Annotated in this window: 15 protein-coding genes; all 15 read left to right on the plus strand. The window is 71.7% G+C overall.

The window, feature by feature from the left end; translation table 11 throughout:
• Positions 1-72: 72 nt before the first annotated feature.
• Entirely contained in the window at positions 73-1,668 is a 1,596-nt protein-coding gene (locus LG388_RS08195; protein ID WP_225782367.1) for a murein transglycosylase A, read from the plus strand.
• A gap of 172 nt (positions 1,669-1,840) precedes the next feature.
• Positions 1,841-2,605: a hypothetical protein gene (locus LG388_RS08200; protein WP_225782368.1), complete on the plus strand. Its 765-nt coding sequence runs from the start codon at positions 1,841-1,843 to the stop codon at positions 2,603-2,605.
• 26 nt (positions 2,606-2,631) lie between these two features.
• The gene (locus tag LG388_RS08205; protein WP_225782369.1) at positions 2,632-3,789 is read left to right on the plus strand and encodes a hypothetical protein; all 1,158 of its coding nucleotides are present in this window, start codon (positions 2,632-2,634) and stop codon (positions 3,787-3,789) included.
• On the plus strand, positions 3,786-5,813 hold the full coding sequence (locus LG388_RS08210) for a caspase family protein (RefSeq protein ID WP_225782370.1): 2,028 nt from the start codon (positions 3,786-3,788) through the stop codon (positions 5,811-5,813). Before LG388_RS08205 ends, LG388_RS08210 begins: the two co-directional genes overlap by 4 nt.
• Before the next feature lie 17 nt (positions 5,814-5,830).
• A complete protein-coding gene (locus tag LG388_RS08215; protein WP_225782371.1) occupies positions 5,831-6,385 on the plus strand; it encodes a type VI secretion system tube protein Hcp in 555 nt (184 codons plus the stop codon).
• 9 nt (positions 6,386-6,394) lie between these two features.
• Positions 6,395-7,252: a type VI secretion system accessory protein TagJ gene (locus LG388_RS08220; protein ID WP_225782372.1), complete on the plus strand. Its 858-nt coding sequence runs from the start codon at positions 6,395-6,397 to the stop codon at positions 7,250-7,252.
• Positions 7,245-7,739 carry a type VI secretion system baseplate subunit TssE gene (gene tssE, locus LG388_RS08225; protein WP_225782373.1) on the plus strand — a complete coding sequence of 165 codons (495 nt, stop codon included), beginning with the start codon at positions 7,245-7,247 and terminating at the stop codon, positions 7,737-7,739. Before LG388_RS08220 ends, tssE begins: the two co-directional genes overlap by 8 nt.
• Before the next feature lie 31 nt (positions 7,740-7,770).
• The gene (tssF, locus tag LG388_RS08230) at positions 7,771-9,660 is read left to right on the plus strand and encodes a type VI secretion system baseplate subunit TssF (RefSeq protein ID WP_225782374.1); all 1,890 of its coding nucleotides are present in this window, start codon (positions 7,771-7,773) and stop codon (positions 9,658-9,660) included.
• Positions 9,636-10,826 carry a type VI secretion system baseplate subunit TssG gene (tssG, locus tag LG388_RS08235; protein WP_225782375.1) on the plus strand — a complete coding sequence of 397 codons (1,191 nt, stop codon included), beginning with the start codon at positions 9,636-9,638 and terminating at the stop codon, positions 10,824-10,826. The genes tssF and tssG overlap by 25 nt, the downstream gene beginning before the upstream one ends.
• Positions 10,823-13,612 carry a type VI secretion system ATPase TssH gene (gene tssH / locus LG388_RS08240; RefSeq protein WP_225782376.1) on the plus strand — a complete coding sequence of 930 codons (2,790 nt, stop codon included), beginning with the start codon at positions 10,823-10,825 and terminating at the stop codon, positions 13,610-13,612. The genes tssG and tssH overlap by 4 nt, the downstream gene beginning before the upstream one ends.
• A 35-nt stretch (positions 13,613-13,647) precedes the next feature.
• On the plus strand, positions 13,648-16,587 hold the full coding sequence (locus tag LG388_RS08245; RefSeq protein WP_225782377.1) for a type VI secretion system Vgr family protein: 2,940 nt from the start codon (positions 13,648-13,650) through the stop codon (positions 16,585-16,587).
• Between the two features lie 30 nt (positions 16,588-16,617).
• Positions 16,618-19,191, plus strand: coding sequence for a DUF2169 domain-containing protein (locus LG388_RS08250; RefSeq protein ID WP_225782378.1), 2,574 nt, complete (start codon positions 16,618-16,620; stop codon positions 19,189-19,191).
• A 73-nt stretch (positions 19,192-19,264) separates the two neighbouring features.
• Complete coding sequence (locus LG388_RS08255) at positions 19,265-20,323, plus strand: pentapeptide repeat-containing protein (RefSeq protein WP_225782379.1); 1,059 nt, start codon at positions 19,265-19,267, stop codon at positions 20,321-20,323.
• A 26-nt stretch (positions 20,324-20,349) separates the two neighbouring features.
• Positions 20,350-21,000, plus strand: a complete 651-nt coding sequence (locus LG388_RS08260; protein ID WP_225782380.1) for a DUF3540 domain-containing protein — start codon at positions 20,350-20,352, stop codon at positions 20,998-21,000.
• A gap of 26 nt (positions 21,001-21,026) precedes the next feature.
• Complete coding sequence (locus tag LG388_RS08265) at positions 21,027-21,422, plus strand: DUF4150 domain-containing protein (RefSeq protein WP_225782381.1); 396 nt, start codon at positions 21,027-21,029, stop codon at positions 21,420-21,422.
• Positions 21,423-21,517: the final 95 nt, after the last annotated feature.

The following is a 21,517-nucleotide window of genomic DNA, read 5'->3' on the forward strand; positions in this document are numbered from 1 at the left end:
TGCGCGCGGGCCGGGGCGCCGGCAGGCCGTCCGCCGACTGATGGGCATGCGCCCCCTCGCCAGGAGATCACCATGACTGCCCTTTCTTCCTTCCGCCCCCTCCCGCTGTGCGCCGCCGCGGCGCTGGCGCTGGCCGGCTGCGCCTTGCTGCCCGCCCCGGCGCCGGCACCCGCGCCTGCGCCCGCCGCGCCCGTGGCGGCGGCGCCTGCGCCCGTGCCGCAGGCCGCCGCGCCCGCGCCGGCCCCCGGCCCCGCGGCGGGCGGCGGCAGCGTGGCGGGCCAGGCCCGCACCTTTTCCACGCAGCTGGCCACCTACACCGCGGTGAGCTTCGACACCCTGCCCGGCTGGGCGCGCGACGACTTCTCCGAAACCTGGCCCGCCTTCCTCGAAAGCTGCCGCGTGCTCACGCGCCGCGGTGCGCAGTGGAAAGCGCTGTGCACGCGGGCGCGCGCCGTCAACGCCAAGAGCGGTCCGGCCATCCGCAGCTTCTACGAAAGCGAATTCGCGGCCTACCAGATCCGCGACGACGACCGGCGGCCCGACGGCGTGGTCACGGGCTACTTCGAGCCCGAGATCGAAGGCAGCCGGACCTACGCGCCGCCCTTCATCTACCCCGTCTACGGCCAGCCCGAGGACATGGTGTTCCTGGACACGCGGCGCCTGCCTGCCGGGCGCGGCACGGTGGCCGCGCGCCTGGACGGGCGCAACGTGGTCATCCAGCAGGGCCTGAGCACGCGCGACATGGGGGCGCCGGGCCTGCTCGCGCTGGACCTGTCCACCGTCATCCGGGACACGCTGGACCGCAAGATGCGCCTGCGCGTGGAAGGCCGCCAGCTGCTGCCCTACTACACGCGCGAGGAGATCGAGACGCGCGGCGCCCCGAACGCCCGCGTGCTGGCCTTCGTCAGCAATGCCAACGCGCTGTACGAGATGCAGATCCAGGGCTCGGGCCGCATCCGCCTGACCAACGGCCAGGTGATCCGCCTGGGCTATGCCGAGCAGAACGGCCAGCCCTTCCGCCCCACGCTGGCGCAGGCGAGCGGCGGCAAGGGCCGCCAGGCCGTGCGCACGCGCGGCTCCAGCATCGAGCTGGAGGTGGACGACGGGGACGACAGCGACATCGGCGACGTGGGGGCGGTGCGCACGCGCGGCTTCACGCTCGCGCGGCCGGTGGCCAGCGGCGCCGTGGTGGTGCCGGGCCGGCGCGCGTCGGGCCCGGTGACGGGGTCGGGCATCAAGGACCCGAGCTACGTGTTCTTCAAGGAGGTGGACACCGGCGGCGCCGGCCCCGTGGGCGCGCTGGGCGTGCCGCTGCAGGCTGGCCGCTCCATCGCCGTCGATCCGCGCAGCACGCCGCTGGGCTATCCGGTGTTCGTGTCCACCCGCATGCCGGGGGCCAACGCGCCCACGCAGCGGCTGACCATCGCGCAGGACACGGGCGGCGCCATCCGCGGCGCGGTGCGGGCCGACTATTTCTTCGGCTACGGCCCGCAGGCGGCCGACCAGGCGCGCCGCATGAAGGAGCGCGGCAACATGTGGATCCTGCTGCCGCGCGGGCAGCAGGTGGCGGCGGCCACCGGCACGCAGGGCGGCATCCGCACGCGCGGGGCCGGCCTGGCGCTGGCCAGCTGCCTGGTGCCCGACGACGACACCTGCGTGAATGACTAGGCCCGCGATGCGCTGCGCGGCCCCCTGCATGGCGTTCGCAGGCCCCGGCTCCCGGCGGTGGCTCTGCGCATGGCGGCGGGCCGCGTTCCCGGCGTGCCGCCGCATGCGCCCGGCGCGGCTTCGCGCCGGGCGCGCGGCCGCCCGCGTGCGGATGCGCCGCTGAGGGCGCGCCATGCAGCCGCCCCTGTCCGCCGACGACAGCGCCGAACTGGTGCGCCTGTGGCAGCACCGGCAGGCGCTGGCGCCGCCGCAGATGGGGCGGCTCTACGCCATCGTCGGCGCTGCGCTGGCGGGTTGCCATCCGCCCGAGCTGCAGGCCCTGGGCGAAAGCCGGCAGGAGCTGGTGGCGCAGTTCATCTACATCAAGGTGCTGCGCCTGGACGTGGACCCCGACGACGGCGAGGACGGCGAGCCCGCGCCCAAGGCGCGCGCCGGCCACAGCGCGCCGTCCACCGCCTTCGCGCTGTGCGCCTATTTCCGCCGCTACCTGATCGACTGCACACGCGCCAGCGCCTTCCGGCGCAAGCTGTCCCTCGGCGACGAGGTGGACGACGCCCAGCTCGAGGCCCAGCTGGGCGCGCACGAGGACGCCGAGGACTGCTTGGCCGAACACGGCCTGTCCAGCGCCCGCGTGCAGGCGGCCGCGCGCGCCTTCATCGCCGGCCTGGAAGCCCCCGAGCGCCTGCTGCTGTGTGAGGGTTTCGGGCAGGAGGCGCCGCTGTCGGGCGTGGCCGCGCGCCATGCCATCGCCTCCTACCACTACCGGGCCGGGCGGCTGGGCCTGGTGCACAAGCGCGAGGCACTGCCGGCCGACTATGCGCGCACGCTCATCGGCCACTGGCTGCACGCCGAGCTGGGCCTGCGCATCGAGGCCGAGAACATGGCCGCCATCCTGCAGGTGTTCAAAATCCTCGGCGCTGAAGCGTCTTATGCCTGAAGACATAGCCATTCAGGACCCGACGCATGACCTCGCCCGTTGAACTCTGGCCCCCGCTGGCGCTGATCCGCCGCGGCCTGACGCAGGAGCGCCCCGCGGCGGCCACCCCCATCCCCGCCGCACCGCGCGATGCGCAGGCGCCGCCCGTCGCGCCCGCCCCGGACACCGAGGCCCTGCTGCTGCCGCTGACCGAACTGGCCCGCCGGCGCGAGGCGCTGGCGCAGCGCGCCTTCGGTGCGCACTGGGCCAGCGGCCGGTTGCTGAGCGTGCGCCACGGCTGCTGGCGCCTGGGCGTGCTGCTGGACCGTCCGCTGGCCGCGGCCACGGGCGCTGTGCCGGGCTGGCAAGGCTGGCTGGTCGCGGGCGAAGCCGATTGGGCCGGCCCCTTCGACGTGCTGCTGGAGCCGCAGGACGAGCCTTTCGAGCCGGCGTGGGGCGTGGTGCAGACCTGGAACCCGGTCGAGCTGCATCCCTCGGCGTTGACCGAGGCCCGGGTGCAGGGCGAGCTGTCGGCCTCGCGCATGGCGGCCGTGCGGGCCGTGGCCGCGCAGGCGGCATGCGGGGATGCGGCCCCCCCGGCCTCGCTGGGCCTGGCGGCGCGGCCCGGGCGCATCGCACTGCGCGAGGTGGCGGGCTTTGGCGTGCTCACGGGCACGCCCCTGGCGGCGCAGGGCGACCCGCGCAGCGAGCACCAGGCCCTGTACCGCGAAGCGGCGCAGGCGCTGCTGGCGGCCCGCCCGGCGCGGGCGGATGCCGCCGCCCGGCCGGCGGCGCCTGCTGGGCGGCAGTCGCCCGGCTGGGGCGCGCGGCTGCGCGGCTGGCTGGGCCTGTCGTTCCCCGCCGGTGGCGCGGGCCTGTGGCGGCCGGCGGCGGCCGTGCTGGCCCTGGTGGTGGTCGTGCAGAACGCGGGGCTGCTGCCGGCCGAGCCGGACGACGTGCGCCTGCGCGGCGGCCCGGCCGCCGTGCCCACGGCCCCGCTGCCGGCCGCGCCCGATCTGCGCCTGCGCTGGCGCGACGGCACCGGCGTGGCCGAAGCCACGGCCTTGCTGCAGCGCGCCGACGCCCAGGTGATCGGCGGCCCCGACGCCGACGGCTTCTGGGCGCTGCGGCTGCAGCATCCGCGCGACGGCCAGCGCGTGCTGCAGTCCTCGCCGCTGGTCGATGTGCTGGTGACGCCGCCATGAATCCGTCCGGCCGCTGCGGCTTCCGGCCTGGCCTGCGGGGCCTGGCCGCGCTGCTGCTGTTGTTGATGATGACCGTGGGCCTGGGCGCGGCCCTGCCGGCGCAGGCCACCCCGCGCGCGCTGCTGGTGGGCGTGTCGGAGCTGGTGCACCAGCCGCCCGCCCTGTGGCTGCAGGCGCCGCGCAACGACGTGCGCCTGATGCGCGAGGCCCTGCTCGGCCAGGGCTTTGCCGCCGACGACATCCTCACCCTGGCCGACGGTGTGCCGGGCGCCGCCCTGCCGGAAGCGGCCCAGATCCATGCCGCCCTGCGGCGCCTGCTGGAGGCCTCGCGCGAGGGCGACTTCGTGCTGCTGTACTTCTCGGGCCATGGCACGCGGCTGCGCGACACGCGCAAGCGCTACCAGGAGCCCGACGGGCTGGCCGAGAACTTCCTGGCGCGCGAGGTGCGCGGCGCCATCGGCACCAGCCCCACGCTCGAGGGCGGCCTGCGTGACGTGGATGTCGATGCCTGGGTGCAGGCCTTCCTGGCCCGCAACGTCTTCGTCGCCGCGGTGTTCGACACCTGCGCGGCCGCCTCCATGACACGCGGGCGCCCCGCGGCGGCGGCCCCCGCCGCCGCCGAGGACGACGTGCGCTGGCGCGGCGTGCCCGCCGCGCAGCTGCGGGCGGGCCCGGCCTCCACGCCCGCCGCCGCGCCGGCCGAGGCGGCGCCTGCGCCGGCGGCGCAGGTCGCGCGTGCGCGCTACGTGGCGCTGTTCGCCGCCGAAAGCCACCAGGTCACGCCCGAACTGCGGCTGCCGCGCGGCCGCCGCGGCGCCCAGCCGCACGGCCTCCTGACCTGGGCCTTCGCCGAATCCCTGGCGCGCAAGCCGGCCACTTGGCGCGCGCTCTTCGACGGCATGCTGGCGCTGTACCCGCCGGTCATCGACGAACTGGCGCAGCGCTTTCCCGAGCGTGAACTGCCCTCGCCGGTGGCCGAAGGCAGCCTGGACGCGGCGCTGTTCGCCAACAGCCCGGCGCCGGCCTCGGCGCGGCCCGTCTGGCGCGCGCGGCGGGCGGGGCCGGAGCTGCTGGTGTCGGCGGGCGAACTCGACGGCCTGGTGCCGCAGCAGGCCGTGCAGGTGCAGGCCGTGCTGGAAGACGGCAGCCAGCGCACGACGACCGCCACGGTGCTGGCGCTGGAGCGCGACCATGCGCGCGTGGCGCTGCCCGCTGCCCTGGCGGGCCTGCCCGGCCAGCCGCTGTGGAGCGTTGGGCCCGTGGCACCGCCGCCGGCCCTGGCGCTGCGCGTGCGCACCGACGGGCCGCTGCCGGCCGGCCTGGCGCTGGACTACCCCGCCGGCATCGTCAAGGCCGGCGCCGATGCCGAAGTGCGCCTGGTGACGGGTGGCGGCGCCACGCGCCTCGAAGTGCTGGACCCGGCCCTCGGCCGCGCGACCCTGAGCGTGCCGGCTTCCGAGCCCGCACTGCTGCGGCGCCGCCTGCAGGCGCTGGCGCGGCTGAAGTGGCTGCAGCACTTGCATGCGCTGGCGCGCGATGGCGTGCTGGAGGGGCTGGAGGTGCGCCTGGAAGCCTGGGCCGGCGAGCGTCTGCTGCGCGACGCCGAGGCGCGGCAGGCCGTGGCGGCCGGCGTGCTGCCGCTGCGCCCCCAGGAGCGGGCGCGCCTGCACGTGCGCAACAGCAGCGGCCAGTCGCTGGACCTGGTGGCCGTGGGCATCGACGCCCAGGGCGAACTGCACGCCGTCTATCCCGCCGACGCCGGCGAAAGCAACCGCTTCGAGCGCGGCACGCGCGAGGCGGTGGCCGCCAAGCGCTTCGATCTGCCCTGGCTGGGCGCGCCGGGCAGCCGCCTGCTGCTGGTGGCCACGCCGGCTTCGACGCACCAGGGCCCGCGCCTGTTCGGCGCCGGGCCGGCCTACGAAGCGGCCGACGTCCGGGTGCGCGGCCAGTGGCGCGCCGAGCCTGTGCGGGCGGTGTATGCCGTCTGGGTGGATGGCGCCGCCGCCCCATCTGCCGCACGCTAACGCAAAGGAGTTTTCCCATGTCCCTCTTGAGCATCGACGAACTGCTGCGAACCCTCGAACTGGCCGGCGGCACCCGCTCGGGCGCCGACTTGGTGATGCTGGTCGACAACGCCGGCACCGTGGTCGAAGGCGAATCGGCGCGGCGCCATCCCGACGGCAAGTCGCGCCTGGACATCACCGGCTGGCATTGGGGCCAGAGCGCCCATTCCGAAAGCGGCGCCGTGGACGCGGCGCGCCACCTCACGCCGTTGACCGTGGTGCGGCTGGCCGACTCGGCCTCCGGCTCGCTGGCCATCCTCGCCAGCAACCGCACGCGCAAGATCTCGGCGTGCATCAGCCTCTACCGCTCCGGCGGCGACTTCACCGTCGTCGACACCGAGCCGCTGTTCGAGATCGCCATCAGCGAGGCCCAGATCATCGGCCAGTACTTCGTCAGCGGGGCCGACGGGACACTGCGCGAGGTGCTGGTCTTCAGCTACCGCAGCGTGCAGATCAAGGCGGCGCCGCAGAAGGCCACCGGCTCGCGCGGCGCCGTGCGCGAATGCCAGATCAACACCGCCAGCGGTCAGTGAGGCACCGCCATGCCGTCTTCTGCAGAGCTGCTCAAGGCCGGTGATCCGGCGGCCGCGCTCAGGGCGCTGACCGACGAGGTGCGCGCCCGTCCCGGCGACAGCCGGCTGCGCGTGTTCCTGGCGCAACTGCTGTGCGTGCTCGGCCAGTGGGAGCGGGCGCTGAACCAGCTCGGCGTGGCCGCCGAACTCGACGCCCTGGCCGTGCCGATGAAGCAGGTGTACGGCGAAGCCATCCGCTGCGAGGGGCTGCGTGCGCAGGTCTTCGCGGGCCGGCGCACGCCCATGGTCTTCGGCCAGCCCGACGAATGGCTGGCGCTGCTCATCGAGTCGCTGCTGCGCATCGGCGCCGGCGATGCCGCCGCGGGCGAGCAGCTGCGCGCGCGGGCCTTCGACGCCGCCCCGGCCGTCGCCGGCCGCATCGACGGCGCCCCCTTCGAATGGCTGGCCGATGCCGACATGCGGCTGGGGCCGGTGCTCGAGGCCTTCATCCACGGGCGCTACTACTGGGTGCCCTTCGCGCGCCTGGCGCGCGTGAAGATCGAGCCGCCGGAGGATCTGCGCGACGCGGTCTGGATGCCGGTGCACCTGGATTTCGAGAACGGCGGCGAAGCGCTGGCGCTGGTGCCCACGCGCTACGAGGGCAGCGAAGCCAGCGCCGACGGCGGCGTGCTGCTGGCGCGCAAGACCGAATGGCGCGAGCGCGCGCCCGACGTGTGGTGCGGCCTGGGCCAGCGGCTGTTCGGCAGCGACGCGGGCGAGCATGCGCTGATGGATGTGCGCGAGATCGTGTTCGACACCGCCACCGCCGCCTCCGGCACTGGGGCCGGGGCCGAGGGCGCAGGGCCCGCCGCGCCGGACCATGGCTGAGCCGCTGGCGCAGGAGCGCCTGCAGCCCTCGCTGCTGGACCGCCTCGTCGACACCGCACCGCAGGACAAGCGCGAGAGCGACGACAAGCGCACGCTGACGCGCCAGGCCCTGCGCCAGGCGATCCTGCGCGACCTGGCCTGGCTGTTCAACGCCACGGGGATGGGCCTGGACGAGCGGCGCCACCCGCAGGCCGCGCGCTCGGTGCTGAACTACGGATTGCCTATGCTTTCAGGCCAGTTCACCTCTTCCATCCAGCGTGTCAGCATGGAGCAGGCTCTGAAGACCGCGATCCTGCGGTTCGAGCCGCGCATCCTGCCCCGCACACTCGAGGTTGAACTGATCATGGAAGGCTCGGTCCTGGATTCCCACAACTGCATCGGCCTGCAGGTGCGCGGCATGCTGTGGGCGCAGCCGGTGCCGCTGGAATTCCTGCTGCGCAGCCGCATCGACCTGGAGGAAGGCCGCATCGAGGTCGATGCGCTCTGAGCGCCACGGGCCAGGACGCCAGGACGCACGCATGGACCCCCGGCTTCTGTCGCTCTACGAGCAGGAACTGCGCTACTTCCGTGAGAGCTCGGGCGAGTTCGCGCGCGCCTTCCCGAAGATCGCGCACCGCCTGGGCATCGAGGGCCAGGAGGTTGCCGATCCCTACGTGGAGCGGCTGATCGAGGCCACGGCCTTCCTCGCGGCGCGCGTGAACCTCAAGCTCGATGCCGAATACCCGCGCTTCACGGGCCACCTGCTGGACATCGTCTACCCGCATTTCCTGGCGCCCACGCCCTCGATGGCCGTTTGCGCCGTCACCCCGATGCACGACGACGCCAACCTGGCGCAGGGCCCGGCGCTGCCGCGCGGCAGCGCGCTGCGCGCGCGCCAGGCCGCCGGGCAGAACACCCATTGCGAGTTCCGCACCGCGCATGCCCTGCGCCTGTGGCCGGTGGAGATCGCACGCGCCCAGTACTTCAGCTATGCGCCCGACCTGCCGCTGGCGCAGCACCCGCGTGCAAGGGAAATCCGGGGCGGCCTGCGCCTCACGCTGCAGGCCACCGCCGGCCTGCGCTTCGACCAGATCGCCCTGGACGCGCTGGAGCTGTACTTCGGCGGCGCCGACGACGTGGCCTGGCAGCTGCACGAGTGCGTGCTGGGCCAGCCGGTGGGCGTGATGCTGCGCGCCGCGCAGCCCACGGCGCCGGTGCGCATGCTGCCGGGCGAGGTGATCCAGGACATGGGCTTCGCCGACGAGGAGGCCCTGCTTCCGGCCACCGTCACGGGCTTCTCGGGCTTCCGGCTGGTGCAGGAGTACTTCGCTTTTGCCGAGCGCTTCCGCTTCGCGCGCATCACCGGCCTGGCGCCGCTGCTGGCGCAGACGCCGGCCACCGAGGTCGAGCTGGTGCTGCTGTTCTCGCGCGGCGACGCGGTGCTGGAGAAGCTGGTCAGCGCCGACAACGTGCAGCTGCACTGTGTGCCCGCCATCAACCTCTTTCCCAAGCGGCTGGACCGCGTGGTGGTCGACGAGGGCGTGAGCCAGTACCACCTGCTGGCCGACCGCACGCGGCCGCAGGACTTCGAGATCCACAGCCTGACCGAAGTGGTGGGCCACGGCGGCGCCAGCGCCGGCGCGCCGCAGGACGCGCCGCTGGAGCAGCTCTTCCTGCCCTTCTACGCCGCCTTCCATGGCGCGCGCCATCGCCATCCGGCCTACTACACCACCACGCGCGAGCCGCGCGTGCAGTCGCAGCGCCAGCGCAGCGAAGGGCATCGCAGCAGCCACATCGGCTCGGAGCTGTACCTGCAGATCGTCGATCCGCAGCAGGCGCCGTATTCGGCCGCGCTGCGGCAACTGGCGGTGAGCGCCCTGGTCAGCAACCGCGACCTGCCGCTGCTGCTGCCGGCCGGACGCGACAACGACTTCGACTGCGTCGACTCCTTTCCGGTGGCGCGCGTGCGCATGCTGCGCGGGCCCTCGCGGCCCGTGTCGCCGGTGGTCAGCGGCGGCCTGGGCTGGCGCGTGATCGACCATCTGGCCCTGAACTACCTGTCGCTGTCCGACAGCAGCCCCGAACAGGGCGCGGCGGCGCTGCGCGAGATGCTCACGCTCTACGCGGTGCACGCCGACGACGCGCGGCAGATGCAGGTGCGTGGGCTGCTGTCGGTGCGCAGCCGCGCCGTGACGCGCCGCCTGCCGCTGCCGGGCCCCATCGCCTTCGGGCGCGGGCTGGAGGTGACGCTGGAGCTGGACCCGGCCGCCTTCCATGGCCACAGCGCCTTCCTGTTCGGTGCGGTGATGTCGCGCTACCTGGGGCGCCACGTGGAAGTGAACCATTTCGTCGAAACGGTGCTGCGCATGGCCGGCCAGGGCGAGCGCATGCGATGGAGGCCCGCGTGCGGAACCCGGCAGATCCTGTGAACGCGGCCACGGCCCCCCTGCCTCCGGCGGCGACGAGCGCCGGGCAGCTGCTGGCGTCCTGGTCGGCGCGCGCCTGGGCCTATGACTATTTCGCCACCCTGCGCCGGCTGGAATCGCTGGCGCCGGAGCTGCCGCGCTGGGGGCGCGCGCTGCGCCCCAGCGCGGAGCCCGTGCGCGTGGCGCAGGAGCCCTCGCTGAGCTTCGCGCCGGCCGGCTTCAGCCGCTTCGAGCCGGCCGACGCGCATCTCCCTCCGCGACTGCGTCAGCACTTCTTCAGCTACATCGGCCCCAACGGGCCGCTGCCAGTGCACCTGAGCGAATTCATCCGCGAGCGGGCACTCAACCACGGCGATCCCACCTGGCTGGCCTTTCTCGACACCTTCCTGCACCGCTTCGCGCTGCAGTTCTACCGGGCGTGGGCGCAGGCGCGCCCCGTGACCGGCATGGACCGGCCCGGCGAGGACGCCTTCCGGCGGCAGATCGGCGCCTTCGTGGGCATCGGCACCACGGCCCGGCAGGAACGCGACGCGGTCCATGACGATGCGCGGCTGCATTTTTCGGGCTGGCTGGCGCGCGGCGTGCACAGCGCCGAAGGGGTCGAAGCGGTGGTCGGCGCCTATTTCGGCGTGCCTGTGCGGCTGGAGCGGTGGGTGGGGCACTGGATGCGCCTGCCCGACGGCGAACTGACGCGCGTGGGCGCGAGCAATCCCAACGCGCCCTCGCGCACCCTGGGCCTGGGCGCCGTGCTCGGTCGGCAGGTGTGGGACCGCCAGCACAAGGTGCGCCTGCACCTGGGGCCGCTGACGCTGGCCCAGTACCGGCGCTTCCTGCCCATCGGCGATGCCCGGCCGGTGCTGGCCGCATGGATGCGCCAGCTGGTGGGCGAAGCACTGGACTGGGATGCCGAGCTGGTGCTGCGCCAGGACGAAGTGCCGCCCACGCAGCTGGGCGCCGGCGCTTCGCCGGGGCCCGCCGCCCATGCCTCGCGGCTCGGCTGGACGAGCTGGCTCGGCCATCGCCCGCGCACGCGCGATGCGCGCGACGTGCGCATTTCCGGCGCGAACGCCGCGGGCCCGCCGCCCGGCCGTCGCCCCCCCATCGCGGACAGGCGCGCGGACTTGCAAAACACGCGCGTCGGATCGTCTATCTCCCGGAGTCACCCATGAGCGAAATCAGCCGCACCGCCCTGTTCGGAAAACTGAACCCGCTGGCCTACAAGGCCATCGAGGGCGCGACCGTGTTCTGCAAGATGCGCGGCAATCCCTACGTGGAGCTGGAGCACTGGTTCGCGCAGCTGCTGCAGAACCAGGAAAGCGACCTGCACCGCATCGTGCAGCACTACGGGCTGGACATCTCCGTCCTGGCCAAGGACGTGACGGCCGCGCTGGACCGCCTGCCGCGCGGCGCCACCGCGATCAGCGACTTCTCGCCGCACATCGAGAACGCCATCGAGCGCGCCTGGACCTACGCCACGCTGCAGTTCGGCGAGGCACAGGTGCGCACCGGCTACCTCGTGTTCGGCATGCTCAAGTCGCCCAGCCTGCGCAACCCGCTGCTGGGGCTGTCGAAGCAATTCGAGAAGGTGAAGGTCGAGGACCTGGGCGACAACTTCGCCAAGATCTGCGATGCCTCGGCCGAGTCGAAGATGCGCGCGCAGGACGGCACCGGCATGGGCAGCGGTGACGTGGGCGACGAGACCGGCGCCATGGCGCCGGCGGCGATGGGCAAGGGCGACGCGCTGAAGAAGTTCGCCGTCGACCTGACCGAGAAGGCGAAGAAGGGCGAGATGGACCCGGTCACGGGCCGCGACGAGGAGATCCGCCAGATCGTCGACATCCTGATGCGCCGGCGTCAGAACAACCCGCTGCTCACCGGCGAGGCGGGCGTCGGCAAGACGGCGGTGGTCGAAGGCTTCGCGCAGCGCCTGGCGCGCGGCGACGTGCCGCCGCAACTGAAGGACGTGAAGCTGCTCACGCTGGACATCGGCCTGCTGCAGGCCGGCGCGAGCATGAAGGGCGAGTTCGAGCAGCGCCTGCGGCAGGTGATCGACGAGGTGCAGTCCTCGCCCACGCCCATCATCCTGTTCATCGACGAGATCCACACGCTGGTGGGCGCAGGCGGCGCGGCCGGCACGGGCGACGCGGCCAACCTGCTCAAGCCGGCGCTGGCCCGCGGCAACCTGCGCACCATCGGCGCCACCACCTGGGCCGAGTACAAGAAGTACATCGAGAAGGACCCGGCGCTGACCCGCCGCTTCCAGGTCGTGCAGGTGCCCGAGCCCGACGAGCAGAAGGCCATCCTCATGCTGCGCGGCGTGGCCAGCGTGCTGGAGAAGCACCACCGCGTGCAGTTGCTGGACGAGGCCATCGAGGCCGCCGTCAAGCTCAGCCACCGCTACATCCCCGCGCGCCAGTTGCCCGACAAGGCGGTGAGCCTGCTCGACACCGCCTGCGCGCGCGTCGCCGTCAGCCAGCATGCGACGCCGCCGGAGGTGGAAGACTGCATGCGCCGCATCGAGGCGCTCACCGTGGAGCAGGAAATCATCGGCCGCGAGGAGGCGATCGGGATCGACGTCAGCAAGCGCGCGGCGCAGGTCACGGCGATGCTGGGCGAGTCGAAGGCCGAGCTGGAGAAACTGAACGCGCGTTGGCAGGAGGAGAAGGGGCTGGTCGATCGCCTGCTGGAGTTGCGCGGAAAGCTGCGCGCCGGCAACAAGCCGGTGGATGTGCCGGATTCACTCCCTCTCCCGCCTGCGGGAGAGGGCGGGGGTGAGGGCAATGGCGCCGAGTCCACGCGTGGTGCCTCATCCGCCGCCCAGCCCTCACCCCAACCCTCTCCCGCAGACGGGAGAGGGAGCGAAGGCCGGGAAGCGATGCTGGCCGAGCTCCATGAGTTGCAAGCCAAGATCCACGCCGTGCAGGGCGAATCGCCACTCATCCTGCCCTCCGTCGACGAGCAGGCCGTGGCCTCGGTGGTCGCCGACTGGACCGGCATCCCCGTGGGCCGCATGGTGAAGAACGAGGTCGAGGCCGTGCTCAAGCTGGCCGACACGCTGAACCAGCGCGTCATCGGCCAGAAGCACGGCCTGGAGATGATCGCGCGGCGCATCCAGACCTCGCGCGCGCGGCTGGACAACCCGCAAAAGCCCATCGGCGTGTTCATGCTGTGCGGCACGTCGGGCGTGGGCAAGACCGAGACCGCGCTGGCGCTGGCCGAGGCGCTCTACGGCGGCGAGCAGAACATCATCACCATCAACATGAGCGAGTTCCAGGAGGCGCACACCGTCTCCACGCTCAAGGGCGCGCCGCCGGGCTACGTGGGCTACGGCGAGGGCGGCATCCTGACCGAGGCGGTGCGCCGCCGGCCCTACAGCGTGGTGCTGCTCGACGAGGTGGAGAAGGCCCACCCCGATGTGCACGAGATCTTCTTCCAGGTCTTCGACAAGGGCTGGATGGAAGACGGCGAGGGCCGCATGATCGACTTCAAGAACACGATCATCCTGCTCACGACCAACGCCGGCAGCGACCTGGTGATGAGCATGTGCCGCGACCCGGAGCTGCTGCCCGCGCCCGACGCCCTGGCCGATGCGCTGAAGGCGCCGCTGATGAAGGTGTTCCCGCCTGCGCTGCTGGGCCGCATCGTCACCATTCCCTACTACCCGCTGTCGCCCGACATGATGGCCAAGATCGTGCGGCTGCAGCTGGGCCGCATCAAGAAGCGCGTCGAGGCCAACCACGGCGTGCCCTTCGAGTACAGCGACGCGGTGGTCGACCAGGTCGTGGCGCGCTGCCAGGACCCGGAGTCGGGCGGCCGTGTCATCGACGCCATCCTCACCAACACCGTGCTGCCGACCATCTCGGTCGAGTACCTGCAGCGCCTGGCCGCGGGCGGCGAGATCCAGCGCGTGGCGCTGGACGTGAAGGACAGCGACTTCACCTACGCCTTCGATTGAAGCCGCGCGCTGCGCACCCCTGAGCGACGAACACCATGGCCTCCAGCACCGACTACCGCATCGACACCGACTCGCCCGCGGGGGGCGACCTCCTGTTCTGGTCGCTGATCGGCCACGAGGCGCTGTCGCGGCCTTCGGTGTACGAGCTCACGGTGCTGTCGGCCAACCCGCACATCCAGGCGGCCGACATCCTGGGGCGCAGCTTCGACGTGGCGATCGGCTTCGAGGACGCCGACGGCAACCCGCACGAGCGCCATTGCCAGGGCGTGGCCGTGCGCTTCGCGCGGCTGCATGCGCTGGGCCGCTACCACGAGTACCGGATCGAGCTGCGCTCGTGGTTCTGGCTGCTGCACAAGCGCCGCAACTCGCGCATCCTGGGCGACGACAAGGATGAGGGCGCGGCCAAGAACGTGCTGGAGATCCTCGACATCGTGCTCGAGAACAGCCCCATCCGCGCGATCAAGAAGCTCAGGAGCGACGGCCTGGGCACGCACGATGCACGCGGCTACAGCGTGCAATACCAGGAAAGCGACTACCACTACCTTTCCCGGCTGCTGGAGGACGAGGGCATCTACTACTGGTTCGACGCCCATGCGGAACCCGGCACCATGCGGCTGGCCGACAACGCCGCCGTCGCCCACGCGCCGCTGCCGGTGGCCGACACCCTGCACCATGCGCCCGGCGGCGCCAGCGAGGCCCGCTTCAACGACGTCTGGAGCTGGGAATCGGAGCGCAAGCTCGACACGGGCTGGTTCGACTCGCGCGACAGCAATTACCGCAAGATCCGCACCAAGCTCGGCGCGATCGGCGCGGACCTGGAAGAGCACGAGCTGGCGGACTTCGAGGAGTTCGAATTCCCCGGCGGCTACCAGGAGCCGGACGCGTCCGAGCTCGTGCTCGGGCGCCGCGTGGACGAGCTGCGCTCGCGCCGCGAGCGGCACTGGGCGCTGACCGGATGGCCCGACGTGGCCCCGGGCTGCAGCTTCACCTACGAGGGCGATCCGGACACTGCGCGCAACGGCAAGTACCTGATCGGCGGCTGCATCGTGGTGGCCGTGCATCCCGGGCACGAGAGCGTGCCGCGCCCGCCCTCCGACCCGTGGGCCGTGCGGCGCATGCTGGACCGTGCGCTGGAGAACGACGCCGTCAACGGCGACACGGCCGACACGCTGCGGCGGCTGGTGGACAGCTCGCCGTCGCTGCGCGAGCTCGTGGTCGGCACGCGCGCCTTCCTGGTCACCGTGTGGCCCCTGTCCGTGCCCTACAAGCCGCCGCGCCTGACGCCGCGCGTGCGCATGCCCGGGCCGCAGTCGGCGATCGTGGTCGGGCCCAAGGGCGAGGAAATCCCGGAGAACGGCGAAGACCTCTACGTCGACGCCTACGGCCGCGTCAAGGTGTTCTTCCACTGGAACCGCTACGAGAAAGGCAAGAAGGACTTCGACGGCCAGAAGTGGACCTGCTGGCTGCGCGTGTCGCAGCCCTGGGCCGGCAAGAAGTGGGGCGGCTACTTCGCGCCGCGCATCGGGCAGGAGGTGATCGTCGACTTCCTCGACGGCGATCCGGACCGCCCGCTGATCACGGGGCGCGTCTACAACGACGACCAGCCCATTCCCTACGCCTCGCCCACGCAGAGCGGCTTCAAGACCCGCTCCACGCCCAACGGCAAGCCCGCGAACTACAACGAGATCATGTTCGAGGACCGCAAGGGGCAGGAGAACATCAATATCCATGCCGAGCGGAACATGAGCACCTCGGTGGAGGTGGACGATTCCCTGAGCGTTGGCCGCGACCAGACCGAAGGCGTGAAACGCGACCACACCACCACGGTGGGGCGCAACGACACGAACTCAGTGGCCGAGAAGCAGGAGAACACCATCGGCGTGCGCCAGATCAACACCATCGGCGGTGGTGGCCAGCTCACGCAGGTGGCGGGTTTTCAGGAGAACATCTACCACGCGGGTCAGAAGACCTCGGTCAAGGGCATGCAGAACCTGATCGTCACGGCCAACCAGGACGTGGCCATCGGCGGCTTCCAGAAGACCGTGGTGGGCGCCAACATGGACGTGGGCGTGGTGGGCTTCCAGACCACTTCGGTGGGGGCGGACGCCGCACTGCTGGTCAACGGCAACACCAAGATCCAGACTGGCGGCGAACGCAACGACGTGACCAATGGCAAGCACGCCATCATGGCCAACGAGGTCAAGGTGATTGCCGGCAAGGTCGAGACGATGTCGGTGGGCGACATCAATGCAACCTCCATGGGATCGAACACGACGGTTTTGGGCGCCAACTCCAATGGCTACATCGGATCCGCCACCGATGTCAGCATCGGCATGTCTCGCTCCACGTTCATGGGGCTGAGCATGAGCAACGCGCTGGCGATCGACATCGCCAACTTCGCTGGGCTGCAGATCGAGAACACGGCCGCGCTGCGGCTGCAGAACGTCGCCGCAGCCTATATCGGCCAGAACACCATCGAAGTGGAGTTGAGCACCTTGAAGACGATCAGTGGCGGGGCTGGCAATGGCCCCGCGGTATCGGCAGCCTCTGCAGGAAGCATGCTGGCGGGCCTGGCGGTCGGCGCAGGGGCCGCGATCCGTGGTCTCTTCGATGTCGGTGCCACCATCAAACAGTACCTGGATGCGGCGAGCGATCTGGAGACAGCGGCTGAGGAGGCTCGATCACAGGGCCTGACTTCGCTCTCCACTCGCTTGAGCGGCTTGGCTAGGACGGCAAGGCTGCGTGCCGCTGAAGGCGTGGCGGGCGTGGTGGCGCCGGGCCTGGTGGGCATCGGTGAGTCCGTCGCGTCCGATGTGGCGGTAGCCAAGTCAGCCTGGGACTTCGTCACCGGAGCCAAGGACAGTGGTCCGGCCAATGCCGGCCTGCCGCCGGTCACGCCCCCTGCGCCTGTGCTTCCCGATCTGCCCGACATGCCGCCGCTGCCGCCACCGTACCAGCCGCCCGGGGGGCATTGAGGCCATATGCAGGTCCACAAACCCTTGTCAATGGGTCTTTCCACCCGGCCCATCGAATACCGCAAGCGATTCGGCCTGTGCATCACGGCCAGCCTGCATGTGCCCTTCTCGCAGGCCGAGGGTGGCACGCTGTGGGGCGAGCAGTCGATGTGGGAGTTCCTGGCCCAGGAAATGGCCGTGCCGCTGATCGACGAGGGCGTGGCCAAGACGACGTCCGAGTTCCTGGTGCATGGCCAGGCCTGGCCCGACCCTGCGCAGCCGCAGGCCTGCGCCGTGCGGGCGCAGGTGGGCTCGCTCGAAAAAACGCTGCTGGTCTTCGGCGAGCGCCATTGGGACGGCGACCGTTCCACGCCGCCTCAGGCCTTCGAGTCCCTCCCGCTGGATTGGACGCAGGCCTATGGCGGCCCGGGCTTCATGCTGAATCCGGTGGGCCGCGGCCATGTGGCGGTCGATGGCGTTCACGTATTGCCCCGCATCGAATCGCCCGGCGAACGCCTGGTGCGGCCCGGCCAGACGGCCGCGCCGGCCGGCTTCGGCGCGCTGGAGGCCGTGCACCCCTGGCGTGTGCAGCACCGGGGCACCTATGACGAAGACTATCTGCAGGCGCATGCGCCGGGCTTTGCGCCCGACCTCGACTGGCGCTTCTTCAATCTGGCCCCGCCCGACCAGTGGTTCCCGCAACCGCTGCGGGGCGACGAGGCCTTCGCCTTCGACCACATGCATCCCACGCAGTCCCGGGTGCAGGGCCATCTGCCCGGCTTGCGCGCGCGTGCCTTTGCCGACTACGTGCTGGCCGATGGCCAATCCTGCCTGCGCGAAGTGCCGCTGCGCCTGACCACGGCGTGGTTCTTCCCGCATGCCGAGCGCAGCATCCTGCTGTTCCAGGGTATGGCCGAAGTGCGCACCGACGATGGCAGCGATATCCGCTTGCTGCTGGGCGCGGTGGAACGGCTGTCGCAGACCCGCTCCGATGCGCATTACGCACAGGTGATCGAGAAGCGGGCCGACCCGCGGATGGGCGCGATTCACGTCCTCAACGACGCCGACCTGTTGCCCGAGGGCCTGGATGACCTGGACCCCGCGGCCGAAGCGGCGCGGGCCGTGTTCGCCAGCGAGAACCTGCAGGCCGAGTCGCAGCGTCGGCGTGCCGAGGTCGAGGTGCAACTGGCCCGCGAGCAGGCCCGCGCGGCCGGTCTTGACCCTGATGCGCTGGGCATCCGCATGCCGCCCCGTGAGACGCCGCCCCGGCGCCTGAGCGAGATGCCGGCCTACCTGGAAAAGCAGTTCAAGGAAGCCGAGCGGCAGCAGTGGGCCATGCTCGAAGATGTGGTGACCCAGGCCGAGAAGGCGCTGGAATTCGCCGCCAGCCAGAAGCTGAATCTGGCCAGCCTGGCCCACCGCGGACCGCCGAAGTTCAGCGCGGAAGCGCGCCTGGATGCATGGGTGGCCGGCGCCGCGGCACAAGGCAAGGGCATCGACAAGGCCCGCATCTACCCGGCCCTGATCCAGCAGGAGGCGGCCGAGCGGCTGGGCTATCTGCAATCGGCCCACGCCCAGCCCCCTGCTTTGTCGATGGAGGCTGCCGCCGCGCGCGCGCTGCGCGTGGAGATGGAGCGTGCCGTCGCCTCGGGCATGCGCGTGTTCGCGGGTATGGACTTCACCGGCGCCGACTTCTCGGGCCTGGACCTGCGCGGTTGCGACTTCAAGGGCGCTTGGCTGGAAAGCGCCCGGCTGGGGCGTGCCAATCTATCGGGCGCCGATTTCAGCGCCGCCGTGCTGGCCCATGCCGACCTGCAGGGCGCGATTGCGGTGGGCACCCGCTTCACGGGGGCCAACCTGGGGCGCGCGTCACTGGCGGACGCGGTGTTCGACGAAGCCTGGTTCGATCAGGCCACGTTGATGAACTGCCGCTTTGCCCAGACGCAATTCCGGCGCGCGCGCATGGCGGCCGCGCTGCTGCATGAGAGCGAGTGGGGGGTGGCGGACTGGTCCGGCGTCCAGGCGCCCAAGCAGATCTTTCACAAACGCGATCTGCAGGGCCTGCAACTGGCCGAAGCCGAACTGGACGGCGCCACCTTCACCGAATGCGAGCTGAGCGGTGTCGATCTGCGCGGTGCCCGGCTGGCGCAGGCCAGCTTCGTGAACTGCCGGATGAACGGCGTGCGCCTGGCGGGTGCCTGGCTCGAAGGCGCGGTCTTCGTGCAGGGCTGCGCCCTGGGCAAGGCGGACTTTAGCGGCGCCCGCCTGCGCGGCGCCAACCTGAGCGGCGCCGCCCTGGCCGGCGCCAGCTTCGTGCGTGCCGTGCTGGACGGCGCCTTCCTGGCCGAGGCCGATCTGGAGGGGGCCGACCTGCGGCTGGCCAGTGCGCGCGGTGCCGTGCTGCGCAAGGCGCGCCTGCGTCAGGCGCTGCTGGCCGGTGCGAACCTGCAGGACACGGTGCTGCAGCACGCGGACCTGCGCAGCGCCGACCTGCGCCGCAGCAACCTGTTCGCGGCCGATCTGTCGCGCGTGCGGCTCGACGGGGAAGTTCGGCTGGACGAAGCCCTGCTGACCCGCGCGCGCACCTGGCCGCGGCTCACGCCCGAGCAACAGGTCGCGCCGTGAGCGAGATCATGCGCGAGCGCCTGCCGTTCACCTCGACCCGGCCCGCTGCGCGCGCTGCGGGGAGGGCTTGGCCATGAGCCTGTCCCTCGACACCCTGTCCATCGCCGTCGCGCTCGGCGAACTGCTCGAAGGCGCGGACCTCGCCCAGGGCAGCTACGCCCGTGCCGGGTTGCCCGGTGGCACCTTCTCGCGTTGCGCGATGGCCGGCGTGGATCTGCGGGAGGCCGATCTGCGCGAATGTGTGTTCGACGCGTGCGACCTGCGCGGAGCCCTGCTGGGCGGGGCACAGCTTCGCAAGGCGGTCTTCAACCGCTGCCGGATGGACCATGCCGATCTGCGCGGGGCCAACTTGCACGGCACCGTGTGGGCCGAATGCCAGGCCGACCACGCCCAACTGGGCCAGTCGCAACTGTCGATGGCGACCCTGAGCAAGACGCGGCTCGATCACGCCGTGCTGCGCGGCGCCGATCTGGACGCGGCCACGCTGACCGAAGTCTCCCTGCTCGACGTGGCAGCCGATGACGTGCATTGGCGCCAGACCGTGCTGGCGCAGTGCCGGCTCGACCACCTGAGCTGGGCGGGCGCGCGCATGCTGCGCACCGTTTTCGTGGACACCTCGCTGGCCGGCATGAACTTCGCGGGCCTGTCCCTCGACGGTTGCCAGTTCCTGGGCGCCGACCTGTCGCGCAGCGACTTCACGGAGGCCGCCCTGGGGCGCTGCAACTTCCAGAAGGCGCGCCTGGACGGCGCCCGCTTCGCGCGCGTCCAGGGGGTTCATGCGCTGTTTTGCGAAGCCGAAGGGGCGCAGATCGACTTTGGTGGCGCCCATCTGCGGCAGAGCCTGTTCACCGGCGCCCGCTTGCCGGCGGCCCGGTTCGCGGGAGCCGACCTGTATCAGGCCCATTTCGCCGGTGCGCAACTACCAGGCGCCGACCTGCGCAACGCTGATCTGAGCTACGCCGACCTGCGTCACGCCGACCTGAACTGTGCCGACCTGCGAGGCGCCCGGCTGATGCGCACGGTGCTGCATGGCGCGCAGACCCAGGACGCGGCGATCCCCGGCCGCGCCCAGGCCCTCGACACCGATGCCGCCCTGGCGCAGGCTGAACAATGGCAGCCGCAGGCCGGCTGAGCCTTCACTCTCCCTGGAGCAAGACCATGTCCTCTTTGACTTCCACCGCATCGCGCACCGCGCCCCGCGCGGCGGCACTGGCTGCCGAGTACTGTGTGGGCGTGGTCGGCGCGACCGAGAAGGGTCGCCTGCAGATCCACAGCGGGGGCGTGCAGGCCTGGGCGAGGCGCGCACTGAGCTGTCTGCTGGAGCCGCGCGCGGGCGACACCGTGGCCTGCATGCGCGTGGCGCCCGACGAGTGGTGGGTGACCGCCGTGCTGCAACGTGAAGACGATCACGCGCCCCATCTGCTGAGCCTGCGCGGCGACACCACCTTGCAGATCGAGCACGGCCGACTTGCGGTGCGGGCGCCCGACCTGTCCCTGCGTGCCGATGACGCGCTGGAACTGGCCGCCTCGCAGGCCCGCTTGGCCGTTGAGACAGGCGAGGTGATGGGGCGCCAGTTGCGGGTGAGCGCGGGCGTGCTCAAGCTCGTCGGCTCGGTGCTGTCCAGTGTCATGGACCGGGTGCAGCACTTCAGCCATCACTACCTGCGCCGCACCGAAGGGCTGGACCGCGTGCATGCCACGCACCTAGATTGCGAGGCCGAGCAACTGCTGCGCCTGTCGGGTGAGCATGCGCTGGTCAACGGCGAGAAGCTGGTCAAGGCCCGAGGTGGCCAGATCCACTTCGGCTGAGCGCCGGCCCGCACCCGGAGAGCGCCATGTTTGCGAACTGCCAGCTGATGGGAACCGACATGGGCTTTCCGGACGTGTGCATCACGCCCGCCGCGCCTTCGCCCATTCCCGTGCCCTATCCGAACATCGCGATGGGACCAATGGCCATCCCGAACTGCCCCACCATCCTTTTCATGGGGGGGCCGGCCCACAACCTGGGCACCACCATTCCCATGACCAACGGCGACAACGCCGGCGTGTTGCTGGGCGTGGCGTCCGGCACGGTGATGGGGCCCAGCCGCCACCTGACCGGCGCCTTCACGGTCCTGCTCAATGGCATGCCGGCCACGCGGCTGACCAGCGTATCGCTGCAGAACAGCACCAACTGCCCCGGCGTGCGCACGGTGCCCAGCCAGACCATCGTGTTGCTGCTGGCGCCATGAGGTCGGACATCCTCCATGCGCTTGGCGCCAGGGCCTGAACCTGCCCAGAGCACGCGCATAGGGGCGTGCCTGGCGGCGCTGCCGCGCGTGTGGAG

Origin of the sequence: Xenophilus sp. Marseille-Q4582 (genome assembly GCF_916700565.1) — a bacterium.
GTDB lineage: Bacteria > Pseudomonadota > Gammaproteobacteria > Burkholderiales > Burkholderiaceae_C > Xenophilus.